We start from the raw sequence: 20,159 nt of genomic DNA, 5'->3' as shown, positions 1-20,159 counted from the left end.
TATCAAATCGTGGCATCTTCGCCTCACCAGGAGCGAAACCTCTTGTGAGGAGACTCCAGATGGCCGTCAGCTTCGGGTTCGTACCGACCACCCGCCGCCCGTACGACGCTCCGCTGCTGCGCGGCATCGACGGCGACACCGTCAACATCGCCCAGTCGGTCCGGATGGTGTCGATCGACACCCCTGAGTCGAAGGTCGGCGGCGCCCCGGCCACCGCGCAGGCCACGCTCGACCGCTGCCGCGAGCGCCTGCTCAGCGGCGCCTACGACGCGATTCCTGCGCCGCTGCGCGACCACTTCGTCGCCCGGCTCACCCGCGACGCGGCGCTGCGCCACCTCACCGCGGGCCACCGGGCGGCCGACGAGTTCACGCGCATGCGCACCGAGCGGCTGGTGTTCGACGCGGAAGGCCATGCCGATGTCGGCGTGATCGTGACCGGTGAGGTGATCGAGGAGAACGGACGCCTGCTCGCCTACGTCACCCCCTGGCTCAAGCCGCCGCTCCCGCCGCGCGACGACCCCCGACGCCGGACGTTCAACCTGCAGCTGATCGAGGAGGGCTGGGCCGTCCTCTTCCCGATCTACCCGTCGCTGCCGCGCGACGACGACCTGAACACCGCGCTGAAGGCCGCCGAGACGGCGTGGCAGCAGAAGCTCGGCGCGTGGGCGGAGTTCGGCGCCGACCTCCTGCTCGGGTACGAGTACCGCGCCTGCATCAAGCTCGGCGCGCGCGACCGCACCGACCGGCCGCCCGTGCCACCTGCCGAGCGGATCGCCTCGGCGTTCCGTCGCGTGTGCGTCGACGTCCGCACGCGCGAGGAGCTGGGCCTCTACGGCTTCCACAAGATCGAGCCGCCGTACCGGATGTGGATCTGGCAGGACGACCTCGAGGAGGCCCGCCAAGCGCTCGACCTGTAGAACTTCCCCACCGTTTTGTGCACTTGCGCGCTCCCAGAGCGCGCATCCACCCAAAACGGTGGGGAAGTTCGGGGGTCAGCGCGCTGCGGCTCGTAGGAGTCGGGCGCCCAGCGCGGCGATGTGCTCCGCGAGCTCCGGCGGGTCGAGCACGTCGAAGTCGACGCCGAGGAAGCCCAGGTAGTTCGCCAGCATCGGCAGCGAGTCGGAGCCGGTGCTGAAGACGCAGTGTCCGTCGTCGAGCGGTTCGAGCGTGCCCATCGCGGGTGTGATCCGCCCCGCGATCGCGGCCGCCGGGACGTGCAGTCGCACCCTCGCGCGGGCCTGCCACATCGCCGAGCCGGCGCCGCGCGTCACGTACTCGGCGAGGTCCTGCGCGGGCGGTTCGCGCGGGACGAACCGCGGGCCAGTCGGGATGCGCGGCCCGACCCGGTCGGCGCGGAACGTGCGCCAGCCGTCCCGCTCGACGTCCCACGCCACGAGGTACCAGCGACGACCGGTGTGCACCAGCCGGTGCGGCTCGGTGTCGCGGCGGGTCGTCCGGCCGGCGTGGTCGGCGTAGTCGAAGCGCAGACGCTGGTGGTCTCGCACCGCGGCGGCGATGGCTGTGAGCACCTCGGCCGCGACGGTCGGCCCGGCGCCCGGCGCCGGCACCATCGCCGAGGTCAGCGTCGACACGCGGTGGCGCAGCCGCGACGGCAGCACCTGCTCCAGCTTCGCGAGCGCACGAACCGACGTCTCCTCGATCCCGCCGACCGAGCCCAGCGCCGCCGACCGCAACCCGACGGCCACCGCGACGGCCTCCTCGTCGTCGAGCAGCAGGGGCGGCACCTCCGCGCCGGGCCCGAGCCGGTAGCCGCCGCTCGGCCCCGGGGTCGCGTCCACCGGGTAGCCCAGCTCGCGCAGCCGCTCGACGTCGTTCCGGACGGTCCGGGTGGTCACCCCGAGCCGGGCGGCGAGCGCCGGGCCGCTCCACTCGCGGTGGGCCTGCAGCAACGACAGCAGGCGGAGCAGACGGGCCGAGGTCGGCAACATCCGTCGATTCTCGCACCAAGATGCGGAACATTCCTTTCCGCAATTGCTCGTAGCGTTCTCCTCATGGACACCAGCACCGAGGTCAGGCCCTTCCGCATCGACGTCCCGCAGGCCGATCTCGACGACCTGCGCGACCGGCTCTCCCGCACCCGCTGGCCCCGCGAGCTGCCCGGCGTCGGCTGGGAGCGCGGCACCCCGATCGGCTACCTGCGCGAGCTGGCCGAGTACTGGCGCGACGGCTTCGACTGGAGGGCGCAGGAGGCCCGTCTCAACGAGCTGCCGCAGTTCGTCACCGAGATCGACGGTCAGCCCATCCACTTCCTGCACGTGCGCTCGCCCGAGCCGGACGCGCTGCCGCTGCTGGTCAGCCACGGTTGGCCGAGCTCGGTCGTCGAGTTCGAGAAGATCATCGGCCCGCTCACCGACCCGCGCGCGCACGGCGGCGACCCGCGCGACGCGTTCCACCTGGTCATCCCGTCGCTGCCCGGCTTCGGGTTCTCGCCGCCGGTCACGACAACCGGCTGGGGCCTGCCGCGCACGGTGGGCGCCTACGCCGAGCTGATGCGCCGGCTGGGCTACGAGCGCTACGGCACGCAGGGCGGGGACGTGGGCGCGGGCGTCGCGGGCATGCTGGCCGGCGCCGCTCCCGGCGCGGTGGCGGGCATCCACATGAACGGCCCGACGAACTTCGGCCCGGCGCCCGACGAGTCGGTGCTCACCGACGTCGAGCGCGACCGGCTGCGGCGGGCAGCCGAGTTCGACCGTTCCGGCTCCGGCTACCTCACGCTGCAGTCCAACCAGCCCTCGACGATCGGCGTCGCGCTCAACGACTCGCCGGTCGCCCAGCTGGCGTGGATCGTCGAGAAGTTCCAGGCGTGGACCGACCCGGCGAAAGGGCTGCCGGAGGAGGCCGTCGACCGCGACCAGCTGCTCACCTCGATCACCGCGTCCTGGTTCAACGGCGCCGGCGCCGCGTCGGCCCAGTTCATCTACGAGAGCATGAACGGCCCGAACGCGTGGTCGCTCGGCGAGGACGCACCGCAGGTGTGGGACGCTCCGGTCGTGCCGACCGCCGTAGCCGTCTTCGCCATCGACTTCTCGGTGCGCGCCATGATCGACCAGGGCAACATCACGCGCTGGACCGAGTACGGCACCGGCGGGCACTTCCCGGCCATGGAGGTGCCGGACCTGCTGGTCGACGACGTGCGGGCGTTCTTCGCGGGGCTCCGGTGAGCGAGGCGCTCCCGGTGCTCGGGCAGCGTGCGCTCAACCGCGCGCTGCTCGAGCGCCAGCTCCTGCTGCGCCGCGCCGAGATGAGCGTCGCCGATGCCGTCGCGCACCTCGTCGCCGTGCAGGCGCAGGTGCCCGGCGCGCCCTACCTCGGCCTCTGGTCGCGGGTCGCCGGGTTCGACCCCGCCGAGCTCGGCAAGCTCGTCGCCGACTACTCGCTGATCCGCGCGGTCACGCTGCGCGCGACGATCCACCTGACCACCCCCGACGACAGCCTGATGCTGTATCCGCTGGTCAGGGCGCTGCACCACCGCGTGTTCGGGCCGGTGGGCAAGGAGCTGGTCGGGGTCGACGTCGACGAGGTCGTCGAGGCGGGCCTGGCGCTGCTGAAGGACCAGCCGATGACCACGACGGAGCTCGGCACACTCCTGGCCGAGCGGTGGGACAACAAGCCCTCGCAGCTGGGCCTCGCCGTGCAGTACCACGCGCCGCTGCTGCAGGTGCCGCCGCGCGGGGTGTGGGGCAGCACCGGGAAGGCGCGGCTCGCGCTGCTGCCCGAGACGCTCGGCCGCCCGCTCGGCACGTCGCTCGACGCCGACGAGCTGGTGCTGCGCTACCTGCGCGCGTTCGGCCCCGCGACGACGTCGGACGTGCGGACGTTCACCGGCGTCGGCGGGATCCGCGACGTCGTGAAGCGGCTGGACCTGCGCCGTTTCGCCGACGAGAAGGGCCGCACGCTGCTCGACGTGCACGACGGCCCGCTGCCCGACCCGGAGACGCCCGCGCCGCCGCGGTTCCTCGGCGAGTTCGACAACGCGCTGCTCGGGCACGACGACCGCACCCGCATCCTGCCGACGCAGCACCGGTCGAAGGTGCTGCTGCTCCCCGTGCGGCCGCTGCTGGTGGACGGCATGGCGGCGGGGCTGTGGAGCACGGGGCCCGACGGGATGCTCGTGCGCGCCTTCGAGCCGTTCGCCGACCCGGACGCCGTGGTCTCGGAGGGTGAACGGATGCTCGCGGCGCTGTGGCCCGAGCTCCCGGCGAGGGTGCGGATAGAACCCCACCCATAGGCACCCACGTCGGCCGCTACCGGCGGATGGCTGACCGCGTTCGGCGGCCGCATCTGTGCGTTCCGCACGCAAGGGCAGCAAAGCCACTTTCCGGCCCTCACAGGGCAGGAAAGTGGCTTTCCTGCCCTCGTCATCGCTCGGGCGCGCTAGAAGTCGCCGCCCCCGAAGCCGCCGTCCATCCCGCCGCCGTCGAAGCCACCCCCGTCGAAGCCACCCCCGTCGAACCCGCCGCCGTCCATCCCGCCGTCCATGCCGCCGCCCTGGTCGCCGCCCCAGTCGGCGCCGACGTCGCCCTGCGCGTCGTCGTAGGCCATGCCGGCGTCGAAGCCGTCGGCGTAGGCGACGCCGGACATCCCGGCGAACATGCTGCTGAACAGCAGCATCGACCCGACGCCCCACGCCCCGGCGATCAGCGCGGGCCGCCACCACGGCTCGGAGTACCAGCCCTGCGGCACCGGGCGGCCGGCGACGGTGCCGCCGGGGTAGTAGTGCCGGTTGCGGTCGGACGGGTTGGGCGACGCGCTGTACGCGTGGCCCTCGACCTCGACGTCGCGCTCCTCGCTGACCGCGCCCGCGCGCTGCTGACCGGGCAGCGGCGGCAGCTCCGGCCCGGGGTCGAGGCCCATCGCGGTGCGGGCGGCGCGGACGTAATAGAGGCCCTCGTACGCGGTCTCGGTGACCTGCCGGGCCTGCGTGACGCTGCGCGCTTGGTCCATCTGCGAGCCCGCGGCGTTGTACCGCTCGGCTGCGTCGGCCATCGCCTGCCGGGACGCGTCGTCGGTGCCTTCGAGGTTCAGCACCTGGCCGCCGAGCCGCTCCACCCAGCGCCGTGCCTCGGAGCGGGCGTCCTCCAGCTCGCGTGCCTGCGCGGCGGAACGCTGCCGCACGAGCCAGAACACGCCGGCAGCGATCAGGACGACGACAACGATGGTGATGATCGTGCCTGTCATGTCCATCAACTCCCTCACCAGGCCCAACGGGATCCGGAGGCCCATCGTTCCCTACTCTGGCGCCCGTGAGCGACCAGAAGCCGATCGAGTGCTGGATGACCGACATGGACGGCGTCCTCGTGCACGAAGGACGTCTGATCCCCGGTGCCGATGCGTTCATCGAACGGCTGCGCGCGACCGGCAAGCCGTTCCTCGTCCTGACCAACAACTCCATCTTCACCCCGCGCGACCTGCAGTTCCGGTTGCGGTCGAGCGGGATCGACCTGCCCGTCGAGTCGATCTGGACCTCCGCGCTCGCCACCGCGGCGTTCCTCGACGGGCAGCGCCCGCAAGGCAGTGCGTACGTCGTCGGTGAGGCCGGGCTCACGACGGCCCTTCACGAGATCGGGTACGTCCTGACCGACAACCGGCCCGACTACGTCGTGCTCGGCGAGACCCGCACCTACAGCTTCGAGGCCGTCACCACGGCGATCCGGCTGATCAACGCGGGTGCGCGGTTCGTTGCCACCAACCCCGACGCGACCGGGCCGTCGAGCGAGGGCGTGCTGCCCGCGACGGGCTCCGTCGCCGCGCTGATGACGAGGGCCACCGGGGTCGACCCGTACTACGTCGGCAAGCCGAACCCGCTGATGATGCGCGCCGCGCTGAACCGGCTGGAGGCGCACTCCGAGACGACGGTGATGATCGGCGACCGGATGGACACCGACATCGTCGCCGGCCTGGAGGCCGGCATGCGCACGGTGCTCGTGCTCACCGGGATCGTCGCCGCCGAGGAGATCGACCGGTTCCCGTACCGGCCGCACCGGGTGGTGTCGTCGATCGCGGACCTGGTGGACGAGATCTAGCCCGGCTACGGGTAGGGCAGGAAAGCCACTTTCAGGCCCTGTGAGGGCAGGAAAGTGGCTTTCCTGCCCTCCAGCGATCGCCGCAGCTAACCCGCCATCGGCAGGCAGCCCGGGACCCCGCTGCGGCGGCCGATGTCGAACGCCCCGATCCGTTGGAACGGGTCGCCGTGGTCGCGGCTGGTCGTCCACGGCGTCTCGTCGGCGGCCTCGGTGAGGGAGTTCGCGATCTCGCGGACGTCGCCCTCCTCCAGCGTCAGGAGCCCGTCGTTCGCCGCCCCGTACAGCACGGCGCCCGCGAAGCAGTCGGCCTGCAGCTCGCTCTGCTGCGAGTTCTGCGCCTCGGCGATGCGTGCCTGCACGGCGTGGCCCCACTCGTGGGCGATGATCAGGTAGACCCAGCCGTCGCCGATCACGACCCCACGCGCCATCAGCGAGACGTCCCAGGCGACGAAGTCGCCCTCCGGGCAGTACAGCGCGTTGTCGGGGGGCAGGGGCTCACCGCCGCAGGTCGGGAGGTCGGGGCTGGGCTTCGAGCCGTCGTAGAGCCCGACGACGCGCGGCGGCTGGTAGGTGCTGCCGGGGAAGAACTCGGCCCAGTGGTTCTGCCAGTACGTGTTGACGATCTGCTCGGCGTTGCGGACGTCGTCGGCGATCTCGGCGGGGTCGACGCCGACGGGCAGCGCCTGCGTGGTGCCGGGTTGCTGGCCGGCGGGGGCGGCCGCGGGGCTCGCCATCCCCGTGACCGCTACCGAGCAGCCGGTCAGCACCATCACGAGCAACGCGGACGCGGCCGTGCGTCGCCACCGCGACCGCGGCCTACGGGCGGGCGTTGCTGCAGCTGAACCGGTCGAGGACCACGTCACGGGTCGAGCCTCCCGAAAATGACAGGGGTGTGATTTACCGTGCTCGGCATGGAGACGACCGACACAACCGGCTGGTGGAACTGCCTGGGCTGTGGCGTCGAGGCCGAGCTGGCCGGCGCCGAGCACGTGGGGTGTGAGGTGCCGTGCCCCGACTGCGGGGCGGCGATGACGCAGTGGCGGCAATGGGAGACCGCGGCCTGAGCGGTCACGCCAGCGACCGCGCCATCAGCACGTCGTCGACGAACGTGCCGCCGAGCTTGAACTCACCGCGCAGCACGCCCTCGACCTCGAACCCGCACCGCTCGTAGAGCCGGCGGGCCACGAGGTTCGACGCCAGCACCCGCAGCGTGATCTTGAGCGCGCCGCGGCGGCGGGCCTCCTCGACGGCCGCTTCCACCAGAAGGTGCCCGACCCCGCGGCCCTGCGCGGCCGGGTCGACCGCGAGCCCACGCAGCTCAAGGACGTGCTGGTGCGACGGCATCGGGCTGGTGTTGCCGATCGCCGCGTACCCGGCCACCGCGCCGTCCAGCTCGGCGACCAGGACGTCCTGCGGGTCGGCGCGTTCGAAGAACGACCACGGGCCCGACGGTGCCGGTGCGGGGGACACCGTTTCCGTCCATGTGGCGGCGTCGATCGCCACGAGCTTGGCGTCGTCCGACGGGTCTGCCGTCCGGATACCGGTCACCCCTCCAGCTTGCCCGAGTTCAGCGGGATTGCACGATGAAGTTGGAGATGGTGCACTGGTCATATGGCTGCTCCGACGCGACACACGTTCTGCGTGTGCCTCCTCGCGATGGACCAGCTGTCGGTCGACGACCGGCGGTGTCGCCGGGGTTCGCGCGCCCGCTGACCTCTCGGGGCCGGGTCGCGCACGAGCGCCCCCGACCCGTCGTCACGAGGACAGCCATGACCGACACCACCCCACGCCGCACGAGCCTCTGGCGCCGCTTCGTGCGGCGCGTGAGCGCGATCGTCGCCGCGGCGCACTCCGCCACCGTCCCGTTCTGAGCGGCTGTACCTACCCCACGTGCGCCAGGGCGATTGCGGTGTCCCGATGGTGTCCTGGGGAGGGCAGGAAAGCCACTTTCCTGCCCTGTGAGGGCCGGAAAGTGGCTTTCCTGCCCTCGCGTGCGGAACGCACACATCCTGCGCGACCTCGCGCACCGCAGGTGTTGCCGCTCCCTTCAAATGACCGTACATTAGCCGTCGTGATCCGCAGGGTGGGAGCGTCGTTGTGACGCTGCTGCTCGCCGCGGTGCTCGGCGTCGTGATCGGGCTCGTCATCGGCGCCTTCGGCGGTGGCGGCGGGGTGCTGACGGTCCCCGTTCTCGTCTACGTGCTCGGGCAGAGCGCGCACGACGCCACGACCGGCAGCCTGATCATCGTCGCTGCCACAGCACTCACCGGCACGCTGGCCCGCGTGCGCTGCGGGCACGTCCGGTGGGGGACCGGGATCGCGTTCGGTGCGGTGGGCGTTCCCGCCGCGGCCCTCGGGTCGGTCCTCAGCGCGCGGGCGCCGGAGCACGTGCTGCTGCTCGGGTTCGCCGGCCTCACCCTGCTGGCGGCGGTGGCGCTGCTCATCGAGGCGAGCGGAGAGCGCCGGCACGACGACGTTTCCGCTGGTGGCGGCATTGCGGTGATGGCGCCGCCGGTGACCGCCCTCGCCGTGCGGATCGTGCTCGCCGGTGCGCTCGTCGGGTTCCTCACCGGGCTGCTCGGCGTCGGCGGCGGGTTCCTCGCCGTGCCCGCGCTCATCATCGGGCTGCGGTTGCCGATGACGTCGGCGATCGGGACGTCGTTGCTGGTCATCACGCTGAACTCGGTCGCGGGCCTGGCCACGCGAGCGGGCTCGATCGACGTCGATCCGGCCGTTGTGCTGCCGTTCGCCGCCGCGGCGGTCGTGGGCACGCTCGTCGGGAAGCGGTTGACCGACAAGGTGTCGGGGCCCGCGCTCGCCACCGCGTTCGCCGTCGTGATCGGCCTGACCGGCGTGTTCGTCGGGCTCGAAGCTCTCCTTTAGAGCACCCGCCGGACAGCGGCCGCGAAGTCGTCGGCCGCTTCGAGCGGCCCGAAGTGCCCGACGCCGGGGAGCATCGTGAGCCGGTGCCCCGGCAGCGTCGCCTCCAGGCCCGCGGCGAATGCCGGGGGGAACACCGGGTCGGCCTCGCCCCACAGCACCTCCGCCGGAACGGTAACGGGTGGCAGCGGCGGTTGGTTGCGCGCGGCCAGCGCCGCCGGGATCGTCGACGCGCCGGCCCGGTACCAGTTGACGCTCGCGCGGAAGGCGCCCGGCGGCTGGTAGGCGCGGACGACGGCGTCGAGGTGGGCGGGCCCGATCGCCGGCTGCCGCTCGCCCCAGTGCCCGTAGAAGTGCCGCAGGTAGGCGCGGACCGCGCGCGGGTCGCCGTCGATCAGCTCCTCGGCCATGTCGAGGAGGTGGAAGTCCTGGTACCAGAACTCCCCGCGCCGCTCGGGTTCGAGCGCGAGCGTGCCGGCACCGGGGTGCATGGGGTTGCCGAGCACCAGCGCCGCGACCCGCTCCGGGGTGTCGCGGGCGATCTGGACGGCAACACCGGAGCCGACGTCGTAACCGACCAGCACGGCGCGCTCGACGCCGAGCGCGTCGAGCGCCGAGCTCACCGCCGCGGCCTGCGCGGCGCGGGTGTACTCGGCGAGCGGGAGGTCGGGGCGATCGGATCCGCCGAAGCCGCGCAGGTCGAGCGCGATCACGTCGGCGTCCGGTTCGAGCAGCGGCCGCAGCCTGCGGTAGTCGTACCAGAAGCCGGGCCAGCCGTGCAGGCAGACGACTGTCGGGCCGCGCCCGCCGCGCGTGTAGTGCATGCGGTGTCCGGCGTGGTCGGTCACGTGCCCGTGACCCCATTCCGCCGCCTCCGGGGGCAGGTCGGGATCGGTCATGCCGGCAGGAACCGGAACGTGGACGGCTCGCCGGCGGCGAGCGCCCGCAGGTGATCCGCGGCGTTGGTGAGGTCCGCGAGCGGCGTGCCGGCGGCCAGCGCGGCTGCCACCCTGGCCTCGACGCGCTCGATCTCCTCGGCCCTGTCGAGCGCCGCTTCGATCCGCTCGGCCGGGGCGATCAGCAGCCCGTCGTCGTCGCCGAAGACGATGTCGCCGCTGCGGACCGGCACGCCGCCGATGTCGACGGGCTCGTCGAGCACGGCCGGCCCGGCCATCGTCCCCGCCGCGGGCACGGAGCCGCGCGCGAACACCGGCAGCCCCACATTGCGCAACCCGCGCAGGTCGCGGCAGTAGCCGTCGATCACGATGCCGGCGAGCCCCTTGCGTCGGGCCTCGCCGGCGAAGAGCTCACCGGAGGCGGCCAGCTTCACCCCGCCCGTCGCGACGACCAGCACCTCGCCCGGCTCGGCCGCACCCAGCGCCGCGACCATGCCGAGCAGATCGCCGTCGGCGCGGACGGTGCGGGCCGGTCCGGCCAGCGTCACGTCCGGCAGGACCGCCCGGATGGCCGGGTCGCATATGGGGAGCGTCTTGTCGGCGTCGCTGAGCGACGACACCTGCAGCGCGCGCAGCCGCGCGACCAACTCCATCTCAGACCCCCACGGTGACGGTTCGCCGCATCGCGAGCACGAGGTTCGTCGTCGCGGCGGTGACGATGGCCGCCCCCAGGACGTGCGTGGCGACCAGCGGGACGGGTAGGCCGCCCGCATACTGCGCGAACCCGATCAGGCCCTGGACCAGCGACGCCACGAGCAGGAGCCCGGCGGCGCGGCGCTGGTGCGCCGGGGCCAGCGTGATCCGCAGCGCCACCAGCACGGCGAGCTGGACGCCCATGAAGACCAGCACGGAGTCGGCGTGCGCCTGGCTCATCGTGGCCGGGTCGAGGCCGAACCGGCGGGCGTTCTCGTCGCCGGCGTGCGGCCCGCTGCCGGTGACGACGGTGCCCAGCACGAGCACGATCACCAGCAGCACCGGCAGCGCCGTGACGAGCCAGCCGATCTCGCGGTGCGTCGGTTGCCCGGTGCGGGCGTCCGGCCTGCGCAGCACGTCGACCAGGACCGTGACGGCGGCGACGATCACCATGCTGACCAGGAAGTGCACCGCGACGATCTCGGGGGCGAGCTCCTGCGTGACGCTCAGCCCGCCGATGAACCCCTGCGCCAGCACACCGACGAGCGCGCCGACCGCCAGCCCGACGGTCAGGCGGGTGCGCCGGCCGTGCCGGACGGCGGCGTAGAGCAGCGCGAGGGTGATGAAGCCGACGATGATCCCCATGGCCCGGTTGCTGAACTCGATCAGGCCGTGGATCCCCATCTCGGGGGTCGTGACGAACGAGTCGGTGGTGCACCGCGGCCACTCCGGGCAGCCCAGGCCGGAACCGGTCAGGCGCACCAACGACCCGGTCAGGACGATCACGATGTTCGCGACCAGCCCGGCGACGGCCGTCCACACCGCCAGACGGTGCCCGTGGATGGGCGCGGCGGCATCGTCGCGGGTTCTGAGGCTCACGCACCCATAGTAGGAACGGGCGTGCCGTCGACGCCGCAGGGTCAGGCCGGCCGCGTCTCGAGCTTCACGTCCTTGCCGCTGATCGAGACGACCTTGACCAGCAGCACGTCGAGCCACCGAAGACGAGGTCGCAAGCAAACGACGCACACACCAGCGTTGGCGTGACGTGGCGGCGGGGTCGGGACGACACGATGTCGCTATGGAAACGCGGAACGAAGCCCGGTACGACGGTCACGCCACGTGGTACGACCAGACCAACGAAACGAGCCGCGTGGCATCGCCAGGAGGTCGCCGGGCTGCTCGGACCCGGGTCCGGCCTGTGCCTCGACCTGTGCTGCGGGACGGGGCAGTACGTCGCGATGCTGGACGGCACGGGCCGGCAGGTCGTCGGGCTCGACCGCTCGATCGACCAGCTCAGGATCGCGCAGCGGCGGGCCGGGCCGCTGATCCAAGGGGACGCGGCGCAGCTCCCGTTCGCCGACGGAACGTTCGACCTGGTCACCGCGATGTGGATCTCGACAGACGTGGACGACTTCGCGGCCGTCGTCGCTGAATCCGCCCGCGTCTTACGTCCGGGTGGGACGTTGTTGATCTACGGCGTCCACCCCTGCTTCAACGGCCCATGTGTGGAAGGCCGCGACGACGGTGGTCAAACGGTGCACCCGGGCTACCGGATCGCCGACTGGCACCGTGAAGCACCGTGGTGGCGTCCGGACGGTATCCGGCGACGTGTCGGTATGCGGCACGTCCCGTTGGCGGACCTGTTCATGGCTGTGCTGGCCGCGGGATTCGTCATCGAGCGCGTGGGCGAGCACGGCGCCGGCCCGCTTCCGAACGCCCTCGCCCTCACCGTGCGCCTGCCGGGGCGCGACGGGCCGCCACAACGTGCTGGTCGGGGTGGCGGGATTTGAACCCACGGCCCCTCGCTCCCAAAGCGAGTGCGCTACCAAGCTGCGCTACACCCCGTTGACGGCAGTGTATGCGCACCGCGCGACCGGGTTCCGGCGCGGTCAGATGTGGAAGATCGTGAGCCACTCGGCGGCGCGGGGGACGTAGCGGTAGCGGGCGGACAGGAACGTCACGACGGGGTGCACGTGTTCGGCGCCGTAGACGACGGCCACCTTGATCGGTTCGTGGCCGCGGGTGTCGACGATCTCCGCGAGAGCCTGCGTGAGCAGCGCGTCGCGCTCGTCGCCGATCACACGTCGCAGCTCGAGGTCGGGCTCGTCGCGGAGCATGATGACGTCGTCGTCGAGCTCGGCCATGCTCGCCAGGTACTTCCGCGACGCGAACAGCCGCATGTGCAGCCCAACGACCGGCGCGAGCGCCCACACCATCGCCCGCTCCCAGCGCCGGATCGTCCGCCACCGCTTCTCGAACTCCGGACCGGTCATGTCAGGCCGTACGAGCGGCACCCCGACGTCGATCATCCGGCCGGGCTGGACCACCAGGCCCAGCCGCGGGTTGTCGCCGGCGAAGCGGTAGGTCAACGTCAGGAGGTCGGTCGGCACACTCGACCCGACGCCCTCGGCGACGATCAGGTCGTGGGTGCGCAGCTGCTCCGCGACCGCGTCGTAGAACGCGGGCTCCCCGACGTGCATCATCGGGAACAGGGTGAACGTCAGCGGCAGCGTGCGGTGCCGCAGCGTCAACACCACGGTCCGGACGCTGACGTCGTCGACCACGATGATGTCCATCGATCCCCCCGGACCAGTGTCCGGTATGTCCGGCCGCTGCGGCGCGCCGATTTCGGGGGTGGCGGTGGTGGCCGGAAACGGTCACGACGGCATCCGCTAGGCTGAGGGGGTTCGCGGGCCCGCCCCGCGGGCACGCGGGCGTAGCTCAATGGTAGAGCCCCAGTCTTCCAAACTGGCTACGCGGGTTCGATTCCCGTCGCCCGCTCCAGCTCTGACCAGCAGTTTCTCTCCGACGGTGAACGCCGTTGTCGTCGGTCGGCACCAGCCTCTTTGCGGTGTCATGTCCGTCGGACACGATGGGCCGGTGATGAATCCGCACCTGCTCGAACCGGTCGCGGCAGCCGGTGCTCCGGCCGGCAGTGCACGCGCGGCCGCTGTCGTGGTGCACGGTCGGGACCAGGACCCGGAGTACATGCTCGCGGTGCTGGACCGGGTCGCGGTCGACGACGTGGCCTATCTGCTGCCCCGCGCGGCGGGCCGTACCTGGTACCCGGGCCGGTTCACCGAGCCGGAGGCGCGCAACCAGCCCGCCCTCGACCATGCGTTGGCCGCCATCGAGGCGGCCGTGGCAGCGACGGGTTTCGGCCTCGACCGGACAGTGCTGGTCGGCTTCTCCCAAGGGGCGTGCCTGGTGACCGAGCTGCTCCTGCGTGCGCCGCGCCGGTTCGCCGGCGCCGCGCTGCTGACCGGGGGATTCTTCGGGCCGCCCGGGTACCGGCCCGGGCCGGGCGGCTCGCTGGAGGGGACCCCCGTGCTACTGGCGAGCAGCCGCCACGACGCATGGGTCCCGCTCGATCGGGTCGACGAGACGATGGTCGTCCTGCGCGATCGTGGCGCGGTGGTCGATCGGCGGGTTTACGACGATCGCGAGCACCGCGTCAACGACGACGCGGTCGCCGCTACCCGGGAGTTGCTCACCTCGGTGCGCTGAGCCCCGCCCGGTACTCGCCGGGCGTGCAGCCGTGGACCTGCCGGAACAACCGGTTGAAGTGGGGCGTGTCGGTGAACCCGCGCGACGCCGCGACGGCCCGGATGGAGCGGGCTGCCAGCGCCGGGTCGGACAGGTCGCGGGCGACCGTGTCGAGCCGGCGGGTGCGGATCCAGCCGGCGACGGTGTGCCCCCGCTCCGCGAACGTGCGGTGCAGCAGCCGCGGCGAGACGAAGTGCGCCGCCGCCAGGCTGCGCGGGGTGAGCGCCGGATCGGCGATGTGCACGTCGACGTAGGCCGTGACCTGCGTGAAGAGCGCATCGACCGGCCGGTCGATGTTCGCCGTGGACGAGCGGTCGGCGCTGAACACCATCCGCACCATGTCCGCGACGCAGTCACCCAGCCCGGCCGCGTTCGCGTCGAGGCTGCCGTCCTCTATGCGGTCGGCGAGGTTGCGCAGGAACGACCCGGCGATCGCGACCGTCCCCGACCGGCCGTCGAGGGTGCTGGCGGTCCGCGCGCAGATCGCGTCGGCGCGGGCGCCGAGCAGCGTCCGCGGGAGCGTGAACAGCAGCAGCTCGAACGGCCCTGCCGACTCGACCCGGTACGGGTGCGACGTCTCGTAGCCGGCGAGATCACCGGCGCCGACGAACGCGGTGCGGCCGCCCTGCTCGATCCGGAACCGGCCCCGCACCAGGTGCGTGACCTGCAGCTCCTCCGGATCCTGCTGCGCCACGAGCCGTGCGGTCCGCTCGATCGCCGACGCGTCACCCTCGATGCGGAACACGGTGACGGCCCCGACGCGGTGGGCCTGGATGCGACCGGTGAAGGGATCGCGGCCAGGGCGATCGAGGCGCAGCGGGTGCAGGACCCGGTCGTGCGCACCGGCCCAGTAGTCGAACCGGTCGGGCGCAGGCACGGTGCTGGTGTCGACGAGCAGGGGCATGTCGGTCTCCGGTGACGACGTTGCCGACATCATCGCGGCCGTTCCTCACGGGCACCAGGTCTCGATGGTCGCCCCCGGGATTGTCAGGGAGCGCACCGCCGGACCGGATCGTTGTCGTGCAGCGCCGGCAATGCCACACCTCGGCGCGCTCGTCCTAGCGTGGGGCCGTCCGGCGATCCAGCGGAGGTTCCCATGGCCCATCTCGACGGCAGCCACCACGTGACGTTGTCCGTGGGATCCGCACAGGAGGACGTCGACTTCCACGTCGGCACGCTCGGCCTGCGCTTCATCAAGCGCACGGTCCTGTTCGACGGTTCGACGCCGATCTACCACCTCTACTACAGCAATGCGGGCGGCGACCCGAGCGCGGTGGTGACGACGTTCCCGTTCCGCCAGGCCGGGCTGATGGGCAGGCGCGGGACCAACCAGGCCCGCGAGGTGCTGCTCGCAGTGCCGAGCGGGTCGCTCGACTACTGGTCTGCGCGACTGGCCGAGCGCCACGTCGACGTGACCGACGCCGAGGTGCTCGGCAGGCGGCGGCTCCTGCTGCGGCACCCGTGCGGCATCGAATACGCGCTCGTCGGCGTGGACGGCGACTCGCGCGCGGGCTGGACGGGCGGCGGGGTCCCGTCGGAGCACGCGATCCACGGCGTCCACGGCATCGGGGTGCACGTCGCGAACCCCGAGAACATGGTCGAGTTCACGTCGGCGCACATGTTCGCGAAGGACCTCATCGAGGAGGGTGACCGCGTCGCGCTGCAGGTCGGGGCGGCCGATCGGGGTGGCGCCGTCGAACTCGTCGTCAACCGCACCGACGACCCCGGGACGTGGCGCTACGGCGAGGGCACGGTGCATCACTTCGCGTGGAACGCCGAGACGCTCCAGAACCAGGACGAGCTGAAGTTCGCCATCGAGGGGGCCGGGTACACCGACATCTCCGAGCTCAAGGATCGCAAGTACTTCAAGTCCGTCTACGTGCGCAGCCCGGGCGGCGCGCTGTTCGAGCTCGCGGTGACCCACCCCGAAGGCGGTTGGACCTGCGACGAGTCCCCCAAGGAACTCGGCAGCGCCTTCCAGCTGCCCGAGCAGTTCGAGTCCCGGCGCACGGAACTGCTCGACCAGCTCGAGCCCATCGACATCTGAACCGCCTGCACCCGCCCGGACACCGGAGTCGACGATGGCCATCACCACGCAGACCATGACCGATGAGCAGCGCAAGTCGGTCGCGCTGGAGTACCTCAAGGCGTTCGACCACGGCGGCACCACGAGCAGTGGGGGGAGCATCCTCGACCTGTTCGCCGGGGACGCGCAGGTGTACTTCCCCAAGTGGGGCATCGCCGAGGGGTGCGAGCAGATCGGCCGACTGTTCAGCGACGTCGGCGGCACCATCACCGCGATCAAGCACGACTACGCGAGCTTCAACTGGATCTTCTCCGGCGGCGACACGATCGTCGCCGAGGGCACCAGCTTCGGTGAGCACCAGGACGGCCCGTGGCGCGCAGGTGTGCCCGACTGGGGCGCCGGCCGGTGGTGCGACGTGTTCGAGATCCGCGACTTCCTGATCCAGCGCTGCTTCATCTACCTCGACCCCGACTACGCCGGCTCCGACACCGCGCGCTATCCGTGGCTCAACGCCGCCCGCCGAGATTGACGTGATGGCCGTTTCTGGGCCCGGAATCGGCAATGACGTCATTCTCGGCGGGTGGCTCAGAGTGCTCGCGGACCGATGCCGGTGTACACGTGAGCCGTCCGGCTGCCGGGGATCGTGTAGAGCTCGGCACAACCGGTGTGGATCGAGACGAGGGTGTCGGGCCGGTACCACCACGTGTCGGCGAGCCCGGCCGTCTCGGGCACGGGTTCCATCCCGGTGAGATCGACGTCGGCGACCGCGTCACCGGAGTACCTGGTGATCGTTTCGGCGCGCTCCATCGCCGCGTAGGCGAGCGCAACTGCTTCGACCCAGCCTGCTATCGAGGCGTGCAGCGGTACGACTCGGTCGTCTTCGTGTCCGAAGGTCCCGTCGGGGCCGATCACGAAGGTCGCGGCGAGTGCGGTTCGGGCGGGACCTGCATCGAACCACCAGCCCGGCCTCGAAAGGTCGTCGATCCACAGCGGGTCGGTGGCTTCCAGCACGCGCGGGCCACCGTCGTAGCTGTCGTCGAGGGGCATCGGCGGCAGGATCAGCCCGCCCCACATCGCCTGGAACGCCTTCATCCGGTCGATCACCTCGGAAGGAACCCCGAGATCGTTCTCCCACTGCTCCCGAAATGCGTCGATGTCAACGAGATCTGCGGGGTCGATCCACACCGCGGAGGTCGCGAGCAGGCGCTCCGCCCGCCGGCTCAGACCTGGCGGCAACGCCCGGTCGGGCCAGGTCGCGGCTCTTCCCCTCACGAGATGCCTTCTCGATCTCCGCACACCGGATGAGGATCTCGGACGGTCGGTCGTGAGGCGACGTGGTTTCGCCGAGAACGACGCGGTGCCGATCTTCGTCGACCCCACTCCCGACCTGCGGGCGTCCGTCGTTGGCATGAAGCGGCGGTACTGGGTGGCGACGTTCTGACGAGGAGTCGCGCTCGGCCGCGCACACAGGCCCGCGGTGGCCAGGGGCGGATGCGTGCGTTGCGCGCGCAAGGGCAGGAAAGCCACTTTCCGGCCCTCACAGGGCAGCAAAGTGGCTTTCCTGGCCTCCCCGGGACCGTCCGGCCCCAGGCCGGCCGAGCCCGAGACGATCATTCCCGCGACAGGCGGAGGTCGTCTCCCCAAGCGTCGATGATGTCGCCGCGGCGACCAGCACGTCGAGTTCGTCGCCTTCGGCCGCCAGGTCGGGCAGCGCGCGGTCGTGCTCGATATCGGATACGTCGAGGCCGTAGTTCAGCACCGGTTCGAAGCTACCCGTTTCTTCCCCATTTCAACGTATAGCGCACCCCCGGGCTTGCGGCAAGACCCCATTCTTGCCGCACAATTCGCGGCCGAACGCCTGGGACCAGGCGGGACAGGGAGTGTGTGGTGCGAGTTCTGTTGTCGACATGGGGGTCCCGCGGGGACGTCGAGCCGTTGCTGGGGCTGGCGCTCGAGCTGCGGGCACAGGGGGTCGACGTGCGGATGTGCGCGCCTCCGGACTTCGCGGAGCGGGTGGCCGAGGTCGGTGTGGAGTTCGTGGCGATGGGCTTCGCGGTGCGGGCGCTGGTCGCCTCGAAACCGTCGCCGGCGGACGTGGCCGCCGCGCTGGTCGCCGAGCACTTCGAGGTGATCGGGAAGGCGGCGCAGGACTGCGACGCGATCGTCGCAAGCGGCCTGATGCCCGCAGGCGTCCGGTCGGTGGCCGAGCACCTCGGCATCCACTACGTGCTCGCCGGGTTCCACCGGGTCGGGATGCCGTCGCTGGTATACCCGCCGGGCCCGCGTCCGGGGAAGCCGTTCCCTCCCGGCGAGACCGACCTGCGGGTGCTGTGGAAGATCGACGCCGAGCGGGTCGACGCGCTGTACGGCGGGCCGCTCAACACCCACCGGGCCGCGCTCGGCCTGCCGCCCGTCGAGAACGTCCGCGACCACGTCTTCACGTCGCGGCCGTGGCTCGCGGTCGACCCGGTGCTCTGGCCGTTCGAGGGCGCGCTGGGGTTCGACGTCGTGCAGACGGGCGCGTGGATCATGCCCGACGATCGGCCGCTGCCGGCGGACCTCGTCGAGTTCCTCGACGCCGGCGACCCGCCGGTGTACGTGGGTTTCGGGAGCATGCAGATGGCCGGTGCGCCCGACGCGGCCGCGGTGGCCGTCGAGGCGATCCGCGGGCGAGGTCGCCGCGTGCTGGTCTCCCGCGGCTGGGCGGATCTGGCGTTGGTCGACGAGAAGGACGACTGCTTCGCCGTCGGCGACACGAACCACCACGAGCTGTTCCGGCGCGTGGCGGCGGTCGTGCACCACGGCGGTGCCGGCACGACCACGACGGCGGCGCTGGCAGGCGCGCCGCAGGTGATCGTGCCGCAGATCGTGGACCAGCCGTACTGGGCGCGGCGCGTGGCTGCGCTGGGCATCGGCGCAGCGCACGACGGCCCGACGCCGACCGTCGAATCCCTCTCCGCAGCGCTCGAGCCCGCGCTCCGCGACGACACGGCTGCGCGGGCGGCGGAGGTGAGCGTCGCCATGCCCGTCGACGGCGCGGCGGTGGCGGCGCGGATGCTCGTCGAAATGGTCGAATGAGTTCCGCGCCGGTGCCACGGCCGGTAGCATTCGCGGCGGGTGAAGATATGTGGCCGAAACCACTTCTGGTGAGGTAGCCGTACCGGATTTCCGTGGGCGGCAAGCGCTCGACGCATGGTTGCGGGGGGCACGATCTCGGATTGGCCTGCCAAGGCGCGAACCCGGACAGCCCGGAACCTCTGATGCACGGGCGGGTCGTCGACCAGTCGCCGCCACCGGGCACGGTCCTGCAGCGTTGGGACGTCGTCACGCTCGTCGTCGCACGGCCGGAGGAGACGGCCGGCGTGCGTGAGCCGCGCCGGCCCCTGCCGCTGGACCGGTCCGGTCGGGGCACGAAATTGCAGACCTGAATCGTCCCTGCTCAGGGGCGTTCGGTCCGGGCCGTGGTGCGGGTCCGCTCGCCCTGCGGTCCGAACAGGTTGAGGATCTCCACCGGCTTGCCGTCGGAGCTGCCGATCCAGTGCGGCACGCGGGTGTCGAACTCGGCGATCTCGCCGGGGCCCAGCACGACGTCCTGCTCACCGAGGATGAGCCGGAGCCGGCCGCTGAGCACGCACAACCACTCGTGGCCTTCGTGGGTGCGCGGTTCGGGATGGGGCTCGGCGCTGCTCCCGGGGAACAGCTGCTTGTAGGCCTGCAGCCCACCCGGGTACCGGGTTAGCGGGACGATGGTGCGCCCGTGGTGGTTCCGCGGCTTCAGGTGCAGCCGCGGGTCGCCCGTCGCGGGCGCGCCGACGAGCTCGTCGAGCGGCACGCGGTAGTAGCGAGCGAGCGGGATCAGGATTTCGAGTGTCGGGCGTCGTTTGCCGGATTCGAGCCGGGAGAGCGTGCTGATCGAGAAGCCGGTTTCCGTGGCGAGCTCGGCCAGGGTGGTGTCGCGGCTCCGGCGCAGCGCGCGCAGCCGCGACCCCACCTGGGCGAGCACTTCCTCCACGTCGTCGGTCACGCCGCCATTTGCACGTCCTGCAAAGAACTTTGTCAAGCGCGCCCGACCGG

The 20,159-nt window shown here is 71.7% G+C and carries 24 protein-coding genes and 2 tRNA genes; 13 read left to right on the top strand and 13 right to left on the bottom strand.

Annotated features, from left to right (window positions below; all coding sequences use genetic code 11):
• Window positions 1–59 precede the first annotated feature (59 nt).
• Window positions 60–917, top strand: a complete 858-nt coding sequence (locus LL648_RS35530; RefSeq protein WP_232667216.1) for a thermonuclease family protein — start codon at window positions 60–62, stop codon at window positions 915–917.
• 75 nt (window positions 918–992) lie between these two features.
• Here the strand turns inward: LL648_RS35530 and LL648_RS35525 are convergent, their stop codons facing one another.
• The gene (locus LL648_RS35525) at window positions 993–1,949 is read right to left on the bottom strand and encodes a helix-turn-helix transcriptional regulator (protein WP_232667215.1); all 957 of its coding nucleotides are present in this window, start codon (window positions 1,947–1,949) and stop codon (window positions 993–995) included.
• A 63-nt stretch (window positions 1,950–2,012) separates the two neighbouring features.
• Here LL648_RS35525 and LL648_RS35520 point away from each other — a divergent pair, with 63 nt between their 5' ends.
• Complete coding sequence (locus LL648_RS35520; RefSeq protein WP_232667214.1) at window positions 2,013–3,182, top strand: epoxide hydrolase family protein; 1,170 nt, start codon at window positions 2,013–2,015, stop codon at window positions 3,180–3,182.
• Complete coding sequence (locus LL648_RS35515; protein ID WP_232667213.1) at window positions 3,179–4,249, top strand: winged helix DNA-binding domain-containing protein; 1,071 nt, start codon at window positions 3,179–3,181, stop codon at window positions 4,247–4,249. The genes LL648_RS35520 and LL648_RS35515 overlap by 4 nt, the downstream gene beginning before the upstream one ends.
• A gap of 146 nt (window positions 4,250–4,395) precedes the next feature.
• Here the strand turns inward: LL648_RS35515 and LL648_RS35510 are convergent, their stop codons facing one another.
• Window positions 4,396–5,199 (bottom strand): hypothetical protein, encoded by an 804-nt coding sequence (locus LL648_RS35510; RefSeq protein WP_232667212.1) that lies wholly within the window; start codon window positions 5,197–5,199, stop codon window positions 4,396–4,398.
• 104 nt (window positions 5,200–5,303) lie between these two features.
• Here LL648_RS35510 and LL648_RS35505 point away from each other — a divergent pair, with 104 nt between their 5' ends.
• Window positions 5,304–6,044, top strand: a complete 741-nt coding sequence (locus LL648_RS35505) for an HAD-IIA family hydrolase (RefSeq protein WP_232667226.1) — start codon at window positions 5,304–5,306, stop codon at window positions 6,042–6,044.
• An 86-nt stretch (window positions 6,045–6,130) separates the two neighbouring features.
• Here LL648_RS35505 and LL648_RS35500 read toward each other — a convergent pair whose 3' ends face one another.
• Window positions 6,131–6,907 carry a neutral zinc metallopeptidase gene (locus tag LL648_RS35500; RefSeq protein ID WP_232667211.1) on the bottom strand — a complete coding sequence of 259 codons (777 nt, stop codon included), beginning with the start codon at window positions 6,905–6,907 and terminating at the stop codon, window positions 6,131–6,133.
• 48 nt (window positions 6,908–6,955) lie between these two features.
• Here LL648_RS35500 and LL648_RS35495 point away from each other — a divergent pair, with 48 nt between their 5' ends.
• Window positions 6,956–7,108 (top strand): hypothetical protein, encoded by a 153-nt coding sequence (locus tag LL648_RS35495; protein ID WP_232667210.1) that lies wholly within the window; start codon window positions 6,956–6,958, stop codon window positions 7,106–7,108.
• A gap of 4 nt (window positions 7,109–7,112) precedes the next feature.
• On the opposite strand, the gene LL648_RS35490 is transcribed toward LL648_RS35495, so the two are convergent.
• Complete coding sequence (locus tag LL648_RS35490; RefSeq protein ID WP_232667209.1) at window positions 7,113–7,592, bottom strand: GNAT family N-acetyltransferase; 480 nt, start codon at window positions 7,590–7,592, stop codon at window positions 7,113–7,115.
• A gap of 549 nt (window positions 7,593–8,141) precedes the next feature.
• Between LL648_RS35490 and LL648_RS35485 the strand changes: the two genes are divergently transcribed.
• The gene (locus LL648_RS35485; protein WP_232667208.1) at window positions 8,142–8,927 is read left to right on the top strand and encodes a sulfite exporter TauE/SafE family protein; all 786 of its coding nucleotides are present in this window, start codon (window positions 8,142–8,144) and stop codon (window positions 8,925–8,927) included.
• Here the strand turns inward: LL648_RS35485 and LL648_RS35480 are convergent.
• From LL648_RS35480 to LL648_RS35470, 3 genes are read right to left on the bottom strand one after another with little or no spacing between them, the layout of a single operon-like run.
• Window positions 8,924–9,823: an alpha/beta fold hydrolase gene (locus LL648_RS35480; protein ID WP_232667207.1), complete on the bottom strand. Its 900-nt coding sequence runs from the start codon at window positions 9,821–9,823 to the stop codon at window positions 8,924–8,926. The two genes, LL648_RS35485 and LL648_RS35480, sit on opposite strands and share 4 nt — an antisense overlap.
• On the bottom strand, window positions 9,820–10,473 hold the full coding sequence (locus LL648_RS35475; RefSeq protein WP_232667206.1) for an RraA family protein: 654 nt from the start codon (window positions 10,471–10,473) through the stop codon (window positions 9,820–9,822). Before LL648_RS35475 ends, LL648_RS35480 begins: the two co-directional genes overlap by 4 nt.
• A gap of 1 nt (window position 10,474) precedes the next feature.
• Window positions 10,475–11,392 carry a COX15/CtaA family protein gene (locus LL648_RS35470; RefSeq protein ID WP_232667205.1) on the bottom strand — a complete coding sequence of 306 codons (918 nt, stop codon included), beginning with the start codon at window positions 11,390–11,392 and terminating at the stop codon, window positions 10,475–10,477.
• Between the two features lie 191 nt (window positions 11,393–11,583).
• Here LL648_RS35470 and LL648_RS35465 point away from each other — a divergent pair, with 191 nt between their 5' ends.
• Window positions 11,584–12,303 (top strand): class I SAM-dependent methyltransferase, encoded by a 720-nt coding sequence (locus LL648_RS35465; protein WP_255687195.1) that lies wholly within the window; start codon window positions 11,584–11,586, stop codon window positions 12,301–12,303.
• Here the strand turns inward: LL648_RS35465 and LL648_RS35460 are convergent.
• Together LL648_RS35460 and LL648_RS35455 are read right to left on the bottom strand one after the other, a co-directional pair.
• A tRNA-Pro gene (locus LL648_RS35460) sits at window positions 12,282–12,358 on the bottom strand. The two genes, LL648_RS35465 and LL648_RS35460, sit on opposite strands and share 22 nt — an antisense overlap.
• A gap of 44 nt (window positions 12,359–12,402) precedes the next feature.
• A complete protein-coding gene (locus LL648_RS35455; RefSeq protein ID WP_232667203.1) occupies window positions 12,403–13,089 on the bottom strand; it encodes a hypothetical protein in 687 nt (228 codons plus the stop codon).
• Window positions 13,090–13,223: 134 nt separating this feature from the next.
• Between LL648_RS35455 and LL648_RS35450 the strand changes: the two genes are divergently transcribed.
• Together LL648_RS35450 and LL648_RS35445 are read left to right on the top strand one after the other, a co-directional pair.
• Window positions 13,224–13,297 (top strand) — tRNA-Gly (locus LL648_RS35450).
• Between the two features lie 99 nt (window positions 13,298–13,396).
• Window positions 13,397–14,020, top strand: coding sequence for an alpha/beta hydrolase (locus LL648_RS35445; protein ID WP_232667225.1), 624 nt, complete (start codon window positions 13,397–13,399; stop codon window positions 14,018–14,020).
• Here LL648_RS35445 and LL648_RS35440 read toward each other — a convergent pair.
• On the bottom strand, window positions 14,004–14,963 hold the full coding sequence (locus LL648_RS35440; protein ID WP_232667202.1) for a helix-turn-helix domain-containing protein: 960 nt from the start codon (window positions 14,961–14,963) through the stop codon (window positions 14,004–14,006). The two genes, LL648_RS35445 and LL648_RS35440, sit on opposite strands and share 17 nt — an antisense overlap.
• Window positions 14,964–15,155: 192 nt before the next feature.
• On the opposite strand from LL648_RS35440, the gene LL648_RS35435 reads away from it, so the two are divergent.
• Complete coding sequence (locus LL648_RS35435; RefSeq protein WP_232667201.1) at window positions 15,156–16,106, top strand: VOC family protein; 951 nt, start codon at window positions 15,156–15,158, stop codon at window positions 16,104–16,106.
• A 34-nt stretch (window positions 16,107–16,140) separates the two neighbouring features.
• Complete coding sequence (locus tag LL648_RS35430) at window positions 16,141–16,614, top strand: nuclear transport factor 2 family protein (RefSeq protein WP_232667200.1); 474 nt, start codon at window positions 16,141–16,143, stop codon at window positions 16,612–16,614.
• A gap of 56 nt (window positions 16,615–16,670) precedes the next feature.
• Here LL648_RS35430 and LL648_RS35425 read toward each other — a convergent pair whose 3' ends face one another.
• Together LL648_RS35425 and LL648_RS35420 are read right to left on the bottom strand one after the other, a co-directional pair.
• Window positions 16,671–17,357: a hypothetical protein gene (locus tag LL648_RS35425; RefSeq protein WP_232667199.1), complete on the bottom strand. Its 687-nt coding sequence runs from the start codon at window positions 17,355–17,357 to the stop codon at window positions 16,671–16,673.
• 265 nt (window positions 17,358–17,622) lie between these two features.
• Window positions 17,623–17,844, bottom strand: coding sequence for a hypothetical protein (locus tag LL648_RS35420; RefSeq protein WP_232667198.1), 222 nt, complete (start codon window positions 17,842–17,844; stop codon window positions 17,623–17,625).
• A 128-nt stretch (window positions 17,845–17,972) separates the two neighbouring features.
• Here LL648_RS35420 and LL648_RS35415 point away from each other — a divergent pair, with 128 nt between their 5' ends.
• The gene (locus tag LL648_RS35415) at window positions 17,973–19,163 is read left to right on the top strand and encodes a glycosyltransferase (protein WP_232667197.1); all 1,191 of its coding nucleotides are present in this window, start codon (window positions 17,973–17,975) and stop codon (window positions 19,161–19,163) included.
• A 182-nt stretch (window positions 19,164–19,345) separates the two neighbouring features.
• On the top strand, window positions 19,346–19,513 hold the full coding sequence (locus LL648_RS35410; RefSeq protein WP_232667196.1) for a PASTA domain-containing protein: 168 nt from the start codon (window positions 19,346–19,348) through the stop codon (window positions 19,511–19,513).
• Between the two features lie 11 nt (window positions 19,514–19,524).
• Here LL648_RS35410 and LL648_RS35405 read toward each other — a convergent pair whose 3' ends face one another.
• Window positions 19,525–20,109 (bottom strand): helix-turn-helix domain-containing protein, encoded by a 585-nt coding sequence (locus LL648_RS35405; protein ID WP_232667195.1) that lies wholly within the window; start codon window positions 20,107–20,109, stop codon window positions 19,525–19,527.
• Window positions 20,110–20,159: the final 50 nt, after the last annotated feature.

Origin of the sequence: Pseudonocardia sp. TRM90224, from assembly GCF_021245725.1 — a bacterium.
Taxonomy (GTDB): domain Bacteria; phylum Actinomycetota; class Actinomycetes; order Mycobacteriales; family Pseudonocardiaceae; genus Pseudonocardia.
Note: the sequence above shows the minus strand (reverse complement) of the source record. Positions and strands in the feature narration are given on the sequence as shown.